The sequence below is a fragment of the Agromyces luteolus genome (assembly GCF_009729855.1).
Classification (GTDB): Bacteria; Actinomycetota; Actinomycetes; order Actinomycetales; family Microbacteriaceae; genus Agromyces; species Agromyces luteolus.
In genome coordinates this window covers 327555-342487 of sequence record NZ_WODA01000002.1, presented here as the reverse complement: position 1 = coordinate 342487, position 14933 = coordinate 327555, and the positions used below count along the sequence as shown (strand labels likewise).

The window sequence follows — 14933 nt, the reverse complement described above, 5'->3', positions numbered from 1 at the left end:
AGCACCGGGCCTCGTCAGGTTCCGGGTGGTGGGCGATCAGGACGCCAGCTCGGCGAGCATGCCCTGCATCCGGGCGATCTCGATGGCTTGGTCGCCTTCGACGTCGGCGGCGAAGCGCGACACCGAGATCTCGTTGCCGCCGCCGGCGGACCTCAGGTCCGCGACCATCTCGAGGGCGCCGGCGTGGTGCTGGATCATGAACTCCAGGAAGAGCCGCTCGAACTCCTCGCCGTCGGCCGCCTCGAGCTGCTCGAGCTGCTCGTCGGTCAGCATGCCGGGCATCAGTTCGCCGCCGTGCGCATGGTCGCCCTCAAGCGGGGTTCCACGGTCCCGCAGCCATCCGGCCATGTAGTCGATCTCGTCCGACTGGCTCACGCGCATGCGCTCGGCCATGAGCCGGAGATCGCGATCGTCCGTACGGTCGTCGACCCACTCCGTCATCGTCACGGCCTGGTCGTGGTGCAGGATCATCATCTGCATGAACTCGACGTCCGCCTCGGTGTGCTCCGGCGGTGCGATCTCGGCGGCCTCCTCGGGCGAGAGGGTGCGGTTCTCCTCGCCCGGAGCGCCCAGCTGGACCACGGGGCCGGACGACTGCGGGGCGTCGCCGCCCGCGGTGCAGGCGGTCAGGCCGAGCGCGAGCAGGAGCGCCGCCGCGCCGCCGAGAGACCGAGCCCAAGCCGCCATCCGAGTACCTCATCCACGTCGAAGGGAACGTCACGCGTGCGGTCGGGTCGCCCCGCCGTGCCGCAGGTCACGTCAGGCTAACCCGGATCACCGGCGTGCGCGAACGGCGAGCCCGCGGCATCCGCCCGCCGCCGCCCACCCGGGTGCAGGATGAGCGCATGACCATCGGACTGCGCGCCGACGTGCTGCGCCCCACGGACTCGGAGCGCGCCGATCGCGTCACCTACGTCGAGCTCTTCTTCGACCTCGTCTTCGTGTTCGGGCTGACCCAGCTCGGCGCGTACCTGTACGAGAACCAGACGCTCCTCGGCGCGCTCGAGGGGGCGATCATGGTCTGCGCGCTGTGGTGGGCCTGGGTGTCGACCACGTGGGTGACGAACTGGCTCGACCCGGTGCGGCTGCCCGTGCGCGTCGCGGTCATCGCGCTCGCGTTCGTCGCGTTCGTGATGAGCGCCGCGATCGTCGAGGCGTTCGGCGACCGCGCCTGGGCCTTCGCACTCGCGTACATCGTGCTGAAGCTCGGCCGGGCCGCGTTCATGGTCTGGGCGACGGCGCGGCACGACGCGCAGGTCTCGCGGGAGTTCGGGAACGTGCTCGTCTGGGCGCTCGCCGGCTCGGTGCTGTGGATCGTCGGCGCGCTCCTGCCGCTGCCCGCCCAGCTGCCGTTCTGGGCGGCGGCGCTCGGGCTCGAGCTCGTCGGCAGCATCCTCGGCTATCCCGTGCCGGGCCGGGGCCGCATGGAGATCGGGCGGTGGGATGTCTCGGGGGCGCACATCGCCGAGCGCACCGCGCTCTTCGTGCTCATCGCGCTCGGCGAGGGCCTGCTCGTGACCGGCTTCGCGTTCGTGGCGGAGGAGGCGTCGGCCGACCGCGTGATCGGGGTCGCGACGGCGTTCGTCGCGGCCGCCGCCTGCTGGTGGATCTACTTCGACCACGGTGAGCGGATCGGCTCGGAGGCGATCGAGGCGGCGGACGCGCCGGGGCGCGTGGCGCGCACGGCGTACTCGTGGGTGCACCTGCTCATCGTCGGCGGCATCGTGCTGCTCGGCGTGGGCGACAAGGAGGTCCTCGGGCATCCGCACGAGCAGAGCGTCGCCGCGGTCGTGACGGTGCTCGGCGGGCCGCTGCTGTTCCTCGTCGGCACGGTGCTCTTCCGGCGGGTGCTCGAGCGCCGCTGGATGCGCGCCCAGCTCGCGGGCATCGCCGCGCTCCTGCTCGCCGCGCTCGCCACCCCGTGGCTGGATCCGCTCGGCACCGGGGTGATGGCGGCGCTCGTGCTCGTCGCGACGGCGGTCGGCGAGAGCATCGAGCGCGTGCGGCGCCGCGCGCCGAAGGGCGGGTGAGCGGGCCGGCGGACCGTCGTTGCCGATTCGAGACTTGACCGGATTGCGTTCTGTATACAAAATACTGAGTGCTGGGATGCTCCCGGTGAAGTACCGATGACGGAAGAGGTGGGGCGCGATGCGCCGTGCGAACTCAATGACGAGGCGTCTGCTCGCGATCGGAGCGGTCGGCGCGATGACGGTCGGCCTGGCGGCCTGCAGCGGTGGCGGAGGAGGCTCGGACGAGAACACCGTCGTCTGGTCGACCTGGGGCACCCCCGAGGAGCTGACCCGCTTCGAGGAGTTCAACGAGGAGTTCATGGAGCGCCACCCGGACATCACGGTGGAGCTCCAGCCGGTCGCGAGCTACGGCGACTACCACTCCAAGCTCCTTGCGCAGCTCACGAGCGGCACCGCTCCCGACGTGTTCTACATCGGCGACGACAAGATCGGCCAGTTCGTCGACGCCGACGTGCTCCTGCCGCTCACCGGGCTCATGGAGTCCGACGTCAGCGAGACGCACCCGGACGACTTCTTCCCCGGCCTGTTCGGGGCGGCCGAGACCGACGGCGAGATCTACGCCGCGCCGAACGACTCGAACCCCGACGTGCTCTGGTACGACACGCAGGCCCTCGAGGCGGCGGGCATCACCGAGGACCCGGCGACCCTCGCCGAGAACGGCGAGTGGACCACCGAGAAGTACCTCGAGATGAACGACGCGCTCGCCGAGGCCGGTCTCGTCGGCTCGATGTTCTGGAACTACTGGGCGACGCACTACAGCTGGATCTCGGCCCAGGGCGGCACCGCCTACGACGAGTCGGGCGCGTTCGTCGGCAACGACGACGCCGCGACCGTCGACGCGGTCGAGACGCTCGGCGACTACTTCCAGGACGGCACGTTCGTCGTCGCCGACACGATGCCCGAGGGCGCAGGCGCCGACAGCGTGTTCGTGACCCACAAGGCCGGCTTCTTCGCCCAGGGCCGTTACACGATCGGCACCGTGTCGAGCGCCGGCGAGCAGGACAGCTACGACATCGTGCGCTGGCCCACGCCCGACGGCCAGGCCGCGCCGACCGGCGTCGCCACCTCCTACCTCGCCATCAACGGCAAGACGGATGCTACGGACGCGGCGTTCACGTTCTGGACCGAGTTCCTCTCGGCCGAGGGCCAGGTCTTCCGCCTCTCCGGCGGCGGCAACGCGGTGCCCTCCATCGCCGGTGCCGACGAGGTCGTGCTCGAGGACGGCTACCCGGCCCACGCGCAGACCTTCCTCGACATGCGCGACATCGGCTTCGAGGACTACGCGCCGGAGGCGCGCGTGCCGGGTCTCTCGACCGACATCAGCGACCTGTTCCTCAAGCTGTACGAGGGCAAGTCCGATGCGCAGTCGACCCTCGACGAGGTCGCCGGCCTCGTCGCGGAGAAGACCGCGGAGTGAGACCGAGATGGTGATCACCACGGGCGGCGCGGCCGGAGCTCCGGCCGCGCCGCCCGCGCACCCCGCGGCGGGTGGCGCACCCACGATGGCCGCGGCAGCCCCGGGATCCGTTCGCCCGGGGCGCCGTGCGCCACGGCGCGAGGCCGCCTGGCGCCGCCGCGACCGTCGATGGGGCTACGTGTTCGTCGGCCCGCAGCTCATCGGCATGGCGCTCTTCGTCCTCCTGCCGTTCGTCGCGAGCCTCGTGCTCGCCTTCGCATCGTGGGACGGCCTGACCGAGCTCGAGTGGGTCGGATTCGAGAACTTCACGGCTCAACTGCAGGACGAACTGCTGCTGCGCTCGATCGTGAACACGCTGCTGATCGCGCTCATCACGGTGCCCGTGGGCCTCGGCCTGGCGGTGGTCGTCGCGGTCGCGCTGGAGAAGCTGCGCACCCGGACGCTGTACCTGATCCTCTTCTTCGCACCCGTCGTCACGAGCACGGTCGCCGTGGCCATGATCTGGCAGCAGCTGTTCCGCGCCGACGGAGTGCTGAGCGGCGCGATCGCGACCGTGTTCGGCGTGGCGCCGCCCGACTGGCTCGGCGACCCCCGCCTCGCCCTCATCGCGGTCTGCATCGTCTCGATCTGGTCGTCGCTCGGCCTCAACGTGATCATCTTCCTGGCCGGGCTGCAGAACATCTCGCCCTCGGTCATCGAGGCGGCCCGCATCGACGGTGCCGGAGCGTGGCGGCTCTTCCGGAGCATCCGCCTGCCCCTGCTCTCGCCGATCGTGTTCTTCTCCTCGATCGTCGCGTTCATCTCATCGCTGCAGACGTTCGACACCGTGTTCGTGCTCACCGCGAACGCCGGGCCCGACAACGCGACGCGCACGATCGTCTACCACATCTACGACCTGGGCTTCGGGCGGTTCGAGTTCGGACCGTCCAGCGCCGCCTCCGTGATCCTGCTGCTGCTGACCCTGGTCATCACCGCGATCCAGTTCGGCGCGCAGAAGAAGTTCGTGCACTACGAGGACGATTCCGCATGACCGCCGCAGACCTCGAGTCGACGCTCGTCGGCCGCCCCGACCTCGAACGCCCCCGCCGCCGGGCCGCCGGCGGCGGGACTCGCCGCACCCTCGGCCGCGTGGCCATCCACGTCGCCCTCGTCGTCGCGGGCCTCGCCATGGTGTTCCCGTTCCTGTGGATGCTGCTCACCTCGTTCAAGACGCTGCCGCAGCTGCTCCAGGACCCGCTCAGCCTCTGGCCCGACCCGTGGACGATCGAGAAGTACGTCGACGCGTGGAACGCGGTGCCGTTCGGGCAGGCGTACCTCAACAGCATCTACATCTGCGTGCTGTCGGTCGTCGGCACGCTGCTCACGGCGTCGATGGCCGGGTACGCGTTCGCGCGCATCCGGTTCCGCGGCAGTCGGATCCTCTTCATCGTGTTCCTCGCGACCCAGATGATCCCCAAGCAGGTCACGCTCATCCCCTTCTACCTGCTGATGGCGAAGTTCGGCTGGGTGGATTCGCACCTCTCGCTGATCGTGCCGGCGATGCTCGTGAACCCGTTCGCGGTGTTCCTTATGCGCCAGTTCGTGCTGAGCCTGCCGAAGGAACTCGAGGAGGCCGCGCTCGTCGACGGCGCCGGCCGCTGGAGGACGTTCTGGAGCATCATCCTCCCGAACCTGAAGCCGGGCCTCGGCGCGCTCAGCATCATCGTCGCGCTCGACGTCTGGAACAGCTTCCTGTTCCCGCTCGTGCTGCTGAACTCGCCCGACCTGTTCACCGTTCCGCTCCTGCTCGCGAGCTTCCGCGGCCAGTTCGGTTCGGTCGACTACGGCCTCGTGATGGCGGCCTCCGCGCTCGCGACGATCCCGATGCTCGTCGCGTTCGTGATCGGTCAGCGTCGGATCCTCAACAGCATGGCCGCGTCGGGCCTCGGCGGCCGATGAGGGCCGAGTCGACGCTGCCTCGTCGGGTCGTGGGGCGAGCGGATGCCGCGGCCGCCGCGGCGCGCGCGGGCGAGCACCTCGACCTGGTCCGGGCGCCGTTCACGCTGCCGCGGTCGCGCCTGATGGTGTTCCGGGACGGCGATCGGTTGCGCGTCCACACGTCCGAGTACGAGCGGTCGCTCGAGGACTGCGTGGCGATCGACGCGCTCGTCGTGCGCGATCGCGACGGCGCGCGGCTCGCCGTCACGAGGGTGCTGCCGCACGTCGTCGAACTCGGCGACGGCGCCGTCACCCTGACGTTCGCGGGCCCGCACGCGCTGAGCGTCGGCGTCGCCGACGGTCGCGAGGCGGTGGTCTCCTGGCGGGCGCGCGAGGGGGCGGAGACCGAGACGCTCAGGATCGGCGGGCGGCACGCGGCATCCGTCGTCCTCACCGTCGACGCCGAACGCGGCGTCGAGTTCGCGCGGGGCGACGCCCATGTCGCGCACCTCGCGTCGACGCGCGCGACCTGGCTCGACTGGTTCGCCCGCTGCCCCGTGGTGCGCGAGGACCTGCAGGGCATGGCCGCGTTCTGCTGGTGGGTGCTCGGGGCGAACATCGCGGAGCTGCCGCAGCTCGGCGATGCGCGCGCGGTCGTGCCGTCGAAGATCGGCTACGTCGGGCTGTGGCAGTGGGACGCCTACTTCATCGCGGCCGGGCTGCGGCACGGCGACCCCGAGCTCGCGCGCGAGCAGCTCGACCTCGCGCTGCGCTTCCCGACCGCCGACGGGCAGTTGCCCGACGTCGTGCACGAGCTCGGGGTGCTCGCGTCGAGCGACGACCTGCCCGCATCGGATCGCGAGAACCTGCGTCGTGCCGGGTCGGCCGTCGCCGACCCGAGCGCGCCCGTGCCGCTCACGAAGCCGCCGCTCGCGGCGTGGGCGCTCGCGAAGGTGCTCGAGGTCGAGCCTGCCGAGGGCGGGACGGCCGAGTGGGCGCGACGGATGGTCGCGACCATCCGTCGGTCGCAGGACTGGTGGTTCGTGCACTCCGACCTCGACGGCGACGGGCTGCCCGAGTACGGGCACCCCTACTCGTCGGGGCTCGACGACAGTCCCGTGTTCGACGGTCCGCTGCCGACGACGACACCCGACCTCGCGGCATACCTCGTGCGACAGGACCTCGAGCTCGCGGAGCTCGTCGAGCGGTTCGGCGTCGACGACGCGGAGGTCGCGGGCGCGGCATCCGCTCACCGCGATCGCGCGGCGCGCACGCTCGATCGGATGCTCGCGCGCCTCTGGGACGACGGATCAGGGCGATTCCGGTCGCTCGCGGCCGGTCGCCCGGTCGACAGCGACACGGTCGTCGGGCTCATGCCGCTGCTGACCGGCATGCTGCCCTTCAGGGTCGTCGACCGGCTCGTGGACGCGATCGCGGATCCCGAGCGTTTCGCGACGCCGTGGCCGATCCCGACCGTCGCCGCCTCCGACCCCGACCACGCGCCGCAGCGCATGTGGCGCGGTCCGGTGTGGGTCAACACGAACGCGCTCGTGGCCGAGGGGCTCGACCGTTCGGGTCGTTCCGAGACGGCCCGGCGGCTCGCCGAGCGCACCGTCGAGCTGGTCGTGCACGCCGGCGGCCCGCACGAGTACTTCGACCCGCGGACGGGCGAGCGGGCTCCGACCGCGACGACGGCGTTCGGCTGGTCCGCGGCGCTGTTCATCGACCTCGCCGTCTCGCTGTCGGACGACGACTGAGTGCCGGCGGGGGATCGGACGGGACGATGCGCGCGGACGTGCGGCGCTCAGGCGCTGAAGTAGGAGCTCGACGCGTTGTCGAGGATGCGGCGCATGCCGTTCATCCAGTTCGCCTTGAGGGCGACGGATGCCGCGGCGACGTCGCCGTCGGCGAGGTGGCGGGCGATCTCGGCGTGCTCGGCCGCGACGCGCTCGATCATGACGTCGTTCGGGACGAGGAGCGACTCGTAGCGGTGGAACGCTCCGCGCGTCGCCTCGATGGTCTCGAGCAGGCGGCGGTTCGGGCACGCGGAGAGCATGATCGCGTGCCACTCGTCGTCCTTCGTGACGACCAGCGCGTGCTCGACGACCTCCTGGTGGAAGTCGGCGGCGAGCTCGGAGAGCCGGCGACCGATGTCGCGGAGCTCGTCGCGCGGGCTGAGCTCGAGCGCGAGCGATTCGAGCGCGGCCATGACTGGCGCGAGCTCCTCGAACTCGGTCGCCGAGAGCGGCACGAATCGGAATCCCTTGCCGTTCTCGCTCGTGATCTGCCCCTCGCTCTCGAGGGCGATCAACGCTTCGCGCAGGGGCGTGCGGCTGACGCCGAGCTCGGCCGCGAGCTGCACCTCGTTGATGCCCTCGCCGGGGCTGACCAGCCCCGCGCGCATGCGGGCGAGCAGCTCTTCTCGCACCTGGGAACGCAGGTTCTTGCGTTCGATCGCCATCCATCCTCCAGCCGGTCGGCCGACGCCGTAAGCCTAGGGGTTGACCCGATTCGACTCGCGGCATAACGTGTCTGTATACAAAATACAGTGCGCAGGGCGATCTGACCACCCCGAACGAGAGGACACGACGTGACGAACGCGATGACGAGGCCCCTTCGCCTCGACGCGCTCGCCTACGGCGGCGACTACAACCCCGACCAGTGGCCGGAGGAGGTCTGGCACGAGGACGTCCGGCTGATGCGCGAGGCGGGCGTCAACCTCGTCAGCCTCCCCGTGTTCTCGTGGCCGCAGCTCGAGGTCGCGCCCGGCGTGTACGACTGGGCCTGGCTCGACCGGGTCATCGAGGTGCTCTGGGCCGGAGGCATCCGCATCGACCTCGCGACCGCGACCGCGACCCCGCCCGCCTGGCTCGTGCGCAGCCACCCCGAGATGCTCCCGTCGGACTCGGACGGCCGGCGGCTCGAATTCGGCTCGCGACAGGCGTACTGCCCGAGCTCGCCGGTCTGGCGCGCGAACGTCGCCCGCATGGCACGCGCGATGGCCGACCGCTACGGCGAGCACCCGGCGGTCGTGCTCTGGCACGTGTCGAACGAGTACGGCGACCACGTCGCACGCTGCTGGTGCCCCGAGTCGGCCGCGCACTTCCGGCGCTGGCTCGAGGATCGCTACGGCGACCTCGACGGGCTCAACGAGGCGTGGGGCGTCAACGTGTGGGGCCAGCGCTACACCGCGTGGGAGCAGATCGAGCCGCCCCGGCGCGCGACCGGGCCCGTCAACCCGACCCAGCTGCTCGACTTCGAGCGGTTCTCCTCCGACGCGCTGCTCGAGCTGTTCCGCATCGAGGTCGACGTGCTCCGCGAGGTCACGCCCGACCTTCCGGTGACGACGAACTTCATGAGCCTGCTGCGCGACCTCGACTACTGGCGCTTCGCCGAGATCGAGGACCTCGTCACCGACGACGCCTACCCCGACCCCGCCGACCCCCGGGCGCACGTTCCCGCCGCCCTGAACTACGGCCTCATGCGCTCGCTGAAGGGCGGGCGGCCGTGGCTGCTGCTCGAGCAGGCCGCGAGCGCCGTGAGCTGGCGCGACGTGAACGTGCCGAAGGCGCCGGGCCGCATGCGGATCGACAGCCTCCAGGCCGTCGCGCACGGCTCCGACGGCGCGATGTTCTTCCAGTGGCGCCAGGCCCGGTACGGGCAGGAGAAGTTCCACTCCGCGATGCTCGGCCACCGCGGCGAGCAGTCGCGCACGTTCCGCGAGACCGCGGCGTTCGGGCGGGAACTCCAGCGGCTCGCGCCCGTGAAGGGCACCCGCGTGCGCAGCCGTGTCGCGCTCGTCGTCGACTGGGACTCCTGGTGGGGATCGAGCGCGACCGAGTCCCTGCCCTCGCAGCGCCTCGGATGGCTCGCGCAGGCCCGCGCCTGGCACGCCGCCCTGCACGCGCTCGGGCACGCCGTCGACACCGTGCGGGCGACCGGGCCGTTCCACGGCTACGACCTCGTGGTCGTTCCGAACCTCTACATCGCGGATGCCGCGCAGGCGGCCGCGCTCGAGGCGTTCGTCGCCTCCGGCGGCAGCGTCGTCGTCGGGCCGTTCTCGGGCGTCGTCGACGCGACCGAGAAGGTCCACCCCGGCGGCGCCCCCGGGCCGCTCCGCGGCCTGCTCGGCATCGAGGTCGACGAACCGTGGCCCGTGCCCGACGGCGCGGCCGAGCTGGTCGAGCTCGACGGGGAGCGCTTCGACGCACCCGTCTGGTCCGAGTGGATCGAAGCCTCCGGCGAGGCATCCGTCGTCGCCCGCTACGCGACCGGCGTGCTCGCCGGCCGGCCCGCGGTGACCCGCCGTGCGCACGGCGCGGGTGTCGCATGGTACGTGAGCGCGGCGCTCGCCGAAGGGGGACTCGTCGCCGTCATGCGTCGCGCCCTGGCCGACGCCGGCCTGCCCGCGCGCACCCGCATCGACCCCGACGTCGAGGCGGTCACACGCGCCGACGACGAGACCGACTACACCTTCGTGCTGAACCACGGCGCACGCGAGGTCGCCGTCGACGTGCCCGAGGGCGCCGAGGACCTGCTCGGCGGCGACGCCACCACCGGCCGCCTCGTGCTGGCCCCGCTCGGCGTCGCCGTGCTGGCGACCCCGCGTGCGGCCGAGCCCCCGTTCGTCACCCTGTCCGAGACCACCGACTGAAGGCACCACCCATGAGCGAACCCTTCGTGCATCCGTACATCCCCAACACCGCGCCCGAGGTGCGCGCCGAGATGCTCGCCGCCGTCGGCGCGGCATCCGTCGAGGAGTTCTACGCCGACGTCCCGGCGGACCTCCGCCTCGGCCGCGCGCTCGACCTGCCCGAGCCGCTCGTCGCCGAGCAGGACCTGGCTCGGCACGTGTCGGGGCTCCTCGCCCGGAACGTGCCGACGACCGAACGGCTGAGCTTCCTCGGCCAGGGGACGTACGCGCACCACGTCCCCGCCGTCGTCGACGAGGTCATCGGCCGCAGCGAGTTCCTCACCGCCTACGCGGGCGAGCCGTACGAGGACCACGGCCGCTTCCAGGCCCTCTGGCAGTACCAGTCGCTCATGGGCGAGCTGCTCGCGATGGACGTCGTCAACGTCCCGACCTACGACGGGTTCCAGGCGACGGGGACCGCGCTCGCGATGGCCGGCCGCATGACCGGCCGGCGCCGCGTGCTCGTCGCGAGCGACGTGCTGCCCGCGAAGCTCTCGAAGGTGCGCGACTACGTGCGCGTGCACCTCGACCTCGAGACCGTCCCGCCCGTCGACGGCACGGCGGATGTCGCCGGCATCACCGACCGGCTCGGTGGCGACGTCGCCGCCGTCTGGATCGAGACGCCGAGCCGCACGGGCGCGGTCGAGCACCGGCTCCAGGCGATCGCCGACGCCGCCCACGCCGTCGGCGCGATCCTCGTCGTCGGCACGGACCCCGTCGGGTACGGCGTGCTCACGCCGCCCGCCGAGCAGGGCGCCGACATCGTCTGCGGCGACATCCAGTCGCTCGGCCTGCACCAGTGGTACGGCGGCGCGCACGGCGGGTTCATCGCGGTGCACGACGACCCGCGTTTCGTGATGGAGATGCCCTCGCGCCTCTTCGGCCTCGCCACGACCGACGTGCCGGGCGAGGTGGGCTTCGGCGACGTCGCCTACGACCGCACCTCGTTCGCCCACCGCGAGGAGGGCAAGGAGTGGGTCGGCACCGCGGCCGCGCTGTGGGGCATCGCCGCGGGCGTGCACCTCGCGCTCATGGGACCGCAGGGCATGCGCGACCTCGGCGAGGTGCTGCTCGCCCGCACCGCGTACGCGCAGCGCGCCCTCGGCGCCATCCCCGGCATCCGCCTCACCGACGGCGCCGTGCACCTGCGGGAGTTCGCGATCGACGTCGCCGGCGCCGGCCTGACCGCGTCTGGCGTCGTCGACGCGCTTCGCGCCGAGGGCATCGAGCCGGGCGTCCCCGCGGGCGAGCACGAGCTCGTCGTGTGCGTCACCGAGCTGACCTCGCAGCGGGACATCGACCGGCTCGCCGCCGCCGTCACCGGCCTGGTCGCGGCATCCGCCGCCGAGGCCGCAGCCACCCTCGACACCGTCGCGACCCCCGAGGAGCACCGCGCATGAGCCTGCCCATCGCCCCCAAGCCCGCACACCGCCGCTTCCACCAGGCGCGCTGGGACGAGCCCGTCATCTTCGAGCTGTCGACGCCGGGCGAGCGCGGCGTGCTCGTCACCGCGGTCGAACCGGGCGTCCGCGACACGGTCGGCGACGTCGTCGCGACCCTGCCCGAGGGCCTCGCCCGCCGGACCCCGCCCGCACTCCCCGAGATGGGCCAGATGCGCGTGCTGAAGCACTACCTGCGCCTCTCGCAGGAGAACCTCGGCGCCGACCTCAACGTCGACGTGGGCCAGGGCACCTGCACCATGAAGTACGCGCCGAAGGTCAACGAGCAGCTGATCAGCACGCCGAAGCTCTCGGCCATGCACCCGCTCCAGGACCCGGCCGACGCGCAGGGCGCGCTCGAGATCATCTGGCGCACCGAGCGCATGCTCGCCGAGATCTCCGGCATGGAGGAGGTCTCCCTGCACACCCAGGGCGGCTCCGCGGCGATCTGGGCGAACATCGCCATGATCCGCGCGTACCACGAGGCCAACGGCGAGGGGGCGCAGCGCCGCGAGGTCATCACGACGATCTTCAGCCACCCCTCGAACGCCGCCGCGGCGAAGGCCGCCGGGTACGACGTCATCACGCTGCATCCCGACGCCGACGGGTACCCCGACCTCGCCGCGCTGAAGCGCGCGCTCTCGCCCCGCACCGCGGCGATCATGGTCACGAACCCCGAGGACACCGGCATCTACAACCCGGCGATCCGGGAATGGGTGGATGCCGCGCACGCCGTCGGCGCCCTCGCCTCGTACGACCAGGCGAACGCGAACGGCATCCTCGGCATCACCCGCGCCCGCGACGCGGGCTTCGACGTCTGCCACTTCAACGTGCACAAGACGTTCGGCACCCCGCACGGATCCGGCGGACCGGGCACCGGGGCGAACGGCGTCAGCGCCGCACTCGCGCCGTTCCTGCCCGGGCCGCGCGTCGTGCGCGACGGCGATCGGTACCGCGTGGAGGAGGGCGGACCGCGCTCGATCGGCGCGATCGGGCCGTTCCACGGCGTCGTGCCGAACATCGTCCGCGCCTACGCCTGGATCATGGCCCTCGGCGCCGAGGGTCTCCGTGCCGTCGCCGAGACCGCGGTGCTGAACAACAACTACCTCATGAAGCGGATCCTCGAGATCCCGGGCGCGTCGGCGCCGTACGCGACCGGCCGCCGCCGCATCGAGCAGGTCCGCTACTCCTGGCAGGAGCTGTTCGAGGAGACGGGCATCAGCTCGGAGGAGATCGGCATCCGCGCGAGCGACTTCGGCATGCACTACTGGACGAGCCACCACCCGTACGTGGTGCCGCAGCCGTTCACGCTCGAGCCGACCGAGTCGTACTCGAAGGCCGAGCTCGACGAGTACGCCGACGTCCTCGCCGAGGTCGCGCGCGAGGCGCGCGAGACGCCGGAGGTCGTGCGCACCGCGCCGCACAACCAGACCGTGCACCACACGCACCACGACGACCTCGACGACCCCGAGCGCTGGGCGATCACCTGGCGGGCGTACCGCCGCAAGTACCCGGACGCCGTCGGGGCCTGACGTGATCGGCCTCATCGTGAACCCCGTCGCCGGGATCGGCGGGCCCGCCGGGCTCGCCGGCAGCGACGGTGCGGACGTGCAGCGGCGCGCGGGCGAGCGCGGCGCTCGATCCCGTGCGGCCGGACGCGCGGCGGCGGCCCTCGCGGTCGTCGCGGCGTCGCGGCCCGACGAGCACGTCGTCACCGCGGCGGGTCCGATGGGGGAGGACGCCGTGCGCGCGGCCGGCCTCAGGCCGATCGTGGTGTGGCACCAGCGGAGCCCGACGTCGCCGACGGACACGACGGACGCGGCCCGGGCGCTCGCCGACGTCGGCGTCGAGCTCGTCCTCTTCGCCGGCGGCGACGGCACGGCACGGGATGTCGCGGCGGGCCTGCCGTCGTCGGCGGTCGCGCTCGGCATCCCGGCCGGCGTCAAGATGTACTCGCCGGCCTTCGCGGTCGGCCCGAGCGCGGCCGGCGCCCTCGCGGCCGCCTGGCTCGACGAGCGCGGACTGCCCACGGCCGAACGCGAGGTGCTCGACGTCGACGAGGAGCAGCTGCGCCGGGCCCGCGTCGAACCCCGCCTGTTCGGCACGCTCCGCGTGCCCTACCGCGCCGGACGGACCCAGGCCCGGAAGGCCGCGACGCCCGCCGACGAGCAGGCCGCGGTGCGGCTCGCGGCCCGCGGTGCAGCCACGCGCCTGCGGCCCGGCATCCGCTACCTGCTCGGACCCGGCGGCACCATGGCCGAGGTCGCGCGCGAGCTCGGCGTCGAGAAGACCCCGTTGGGCGTCGACGTCGTGCTCGACGGTCGTGTCGTCGTCGCCGGAGCGAGCGAGCAGGAGCTGCTCGCCGAGGTCGCCCATGGCCCCGCCCGGGCGGTCGTCTCGATCATCGGCGGGCAGGGTTTCCTCCTCGGCCGCGGCAACCAACAGCTCTCGGCCCGCGTCGTCGAGGCGATCGGCGACGATCCCGTGATGGTCGTCGCCCCGGAGCAGAAGCTCATCGACCTCGGCGGCCGTCCGCTCCTCGTCGACACCGGCGATGCAGGTGTCGACGCGCGGCTCGCCGGCTTCGCGCACGTCGTCACCGGACCATCCACCACCAGCATCTATCCAGTCCACGCACCAGAGAACGAGGGAGCAGTCCATGCGCCTTGAGCAGAAGAAGGCCATCGTCACCGGCGGAGCGGGCGGCATCGGCCGCGCGACCGCGAAGGCCCTGGCGGCCGAGGGGGCCGCGGTCGCCGTCGTCGACCTGGACGGCGAGGCGGCCGAGGCCGTCGCCGCCGAGATCCGCGATGCGGGCTTCACCGCGATCGCCGTCCGGGCCGACGTGTCGATCGAGCCCGACATCGAGCGGGTCGTCGCCACGACCGTCGCCGAGTTCGGCGGCGTGGACGTCGTCTTCAACAACGCCGGCATCATCCGCCGCACCACCGCGGTCGAGACGACCGTCGAGGAGTGGGACCGGGTCTTCGGCGTGAACGTGCGTTCGATCTTCCTCATGTGCAAGCACGTCGTCCCGGTCATGGCCGCCGCCGGCGGCGGCTCGATCGTCAACACCGGATCGGGCTGGGGCCTGAAGGGCGGCGGGCAGGCGATCTCGTACTGCGCGTCGAAGGGCGCCGTCGTGAACATGACCCGCGCGCTCGCGATCGACCACGGGCCGCAGGGCATCCGGGTGAACTCGGTCAACCCCGGCGACGTGAACACCGGGATGCTGCGCGACGAGGCCGGCCAGCTCGGCCAGGACGCCGACGCGTTCCTCGCCGAGGCCGCCGACCGGCCGCTGCGGCGCATGGGCGAACCGCATGAGATCGCGTCGGCGGTCGTGTGGCTCGCGAGCGACGAGTCGAGCTACGTCACCGGATCGGCGCTCGTCATCGACGGCGGCGGGATCGCGTAGCCGCCGCGCCGTCGGGTTC

12 protein-coding genes are annotated in these 14933 nt (G+C 72.2%); 10 read left to right on the top strand and 2 right to left on the bottom strand.

All coding sequences use genetic code 11. The features are described 5' to 3' along the window. Positions 1-36 precede the first annotated feature (36 nt). Complete coding sequence (locus GLX25_RS01775; protein WP_155840462.1) at positions 37-687, bottom strand: DUF305 domain-containing protein; 651 nt, start codon at positions 685-687, stop codon at positions 37-39. A 158-nt stretch (positions 688-845) separates the two neighbouring features. Between GLX25_RS01775 and GLX25_RS01770 the strand changes: the two genes are divergently transcribed. The 5 genes from GLX25_RS01770 (at position 846) to GLX25_RS01750 (ending at position 7121) form a co-directional block, all read left to right on the top strand. Further along, positions 846-2030 carry a low temperature requirement protein A gene (locus GLX25_RS01770; protein ID WP_155840461.1) on the top strand — a complete coding sequence of 395 codons (1185 nt, stop codon included), beginning with the start codon at positions 846-848 and terminating at the stop codon, positions 2028-2030. 136 nt (positions 2031-2166) lie between these two features. Then, complete coding sequence (locus GLX25_RS01765) at positions 2167-3447, top strand: extracellular solute-binding protein (RefSeq protein ID WP_240898049.1); 1281 nt, start codon at positions 2167-2169, stop codon at positions 3445-3447. Between the two features lie 7 nt (positions 3448-3454). Continuing rightward, complete coding sequence (locus tag GLX25_RS01760; RefSeq protein ID WP_240898048.1) at positions 3455-4477, top strand: carbohydrate ABC transporter permease; 1023 nt, start codon at positions 3455-3457, stop codon at positions 4475-4477. Then, a complete protein-coding gene (locus GLX25_RS01755; RefSeq protein WP_155840459.1) occupies positions 4474-5385 on the top strand; it encodes a carbohydrate ABC transporter permease in 912 nt (303 codons plus the stop codon). Before GLX25_RS01760 ends, GLX25_RS01755 begins: the two co-directional genes overlap by 4 nt. Further along, positions 5382-7121: an amylo-alpha-1,6-glucosidase gene (locus GLX25_RS01750; RefSeq protein ID WP_155840458.1), complete on the top strand. Its 1740-nt coding sequence runs from the start codon at positions 5382-5384 to the stop codon at positions 7119-7121. The genes GLX25_RS01755 and GLX25_RS01750 overlap by 4 nt, the downstream gene beginning before the upstream one ends. Positions 7122-7168: 47 nt before the next feature. On the opposite strand, the gene GLX25_RS01745 is transcribed toward GLX25_RS01750, so the two are convergent. Further along, entirely contained in the window at positions 7169-7825 is a 657-nt protein-coding gene (locus GLX25_RS01745; protein ID WP_155840457.1) for a GntR family transcriptional regulator, read from the bottom strand. 129 nt (positions 7826-7954) lie between these two features. Between GLX25_RS01745 and GLX25_RS01740 the strand changes: the two genes are divergently transcribed. Genes GLX25_RS01740 through GLX25_RS01720 form a run of 5 tightly spaced genes read left to right on the top strand, consistent with a single transcriptional unit; the run spans position 7955 to position 14914 of the window. Beyond that, a complete protein-coding gene (locus tag GLX25_RS01740; protein WP_271192337.1) occupies positions 7955-10018 on the top strand; it encodes a beta-galactosidase in 2064 nt (687 codons plus the stop codon). Between the two features lie 11 nt (positions 10019-10029). Then, positions 10030-11457, top strand: coding sequence for an aminomethyl-transferring glycine dehydrogenase subunit GcvPA (gcvPA, locus tag GLX25_RS01735; protein WP_155840456.1), 1428 nt, complete (start codon positions 10030-10032; stop codon positions 11455-11457). Next, positions 11454-13028: an aminomethyl-transferring glycine dehydrogenase subunit GcvPB gene (gene gcvPB, locus GLX25_RS01730; protein ID WP_155840455.1), complete on the top strand. Its 1575-nt coding sequence runs from the start codon at positions 11454-11456 to the stop codon at positions 13026-13028. The genes gcvPA and gcvPB overlap by 4 nt, the downstream gene beginning before the upstream one ends. 1 nt (position 13029) lies before the next feature. Next, positions 13030-14166: an ATP-NAD kinase family protein gene (locus GLX25_RS19265; RefSeq protein ID WP_166548332.1), complete on the top strand. Its 1137-nt coding sequence runs from the start codon at positions 13030-13032 to the stop codon at positions 14164-14166. Further along, positions 14156-14914 carry an SDR family NAD(P)-dependent oxidoreductase gene (locus GLX25_RS01720; RefSeq protein WP_155840454.1) on the top strand — a complete coding sequence of 253 codons (759 nt, stop codon included), beginning with the start codon at positions 14156-14158 and terminating at the stop codon, positions 14912-14914. Before GLX25_RS19265 ends, GLX25_RS01720 begins: the two co-directional genes overlap by 11 nt. Positions 14915-14933: the final 19 nt, after the last annotated feature.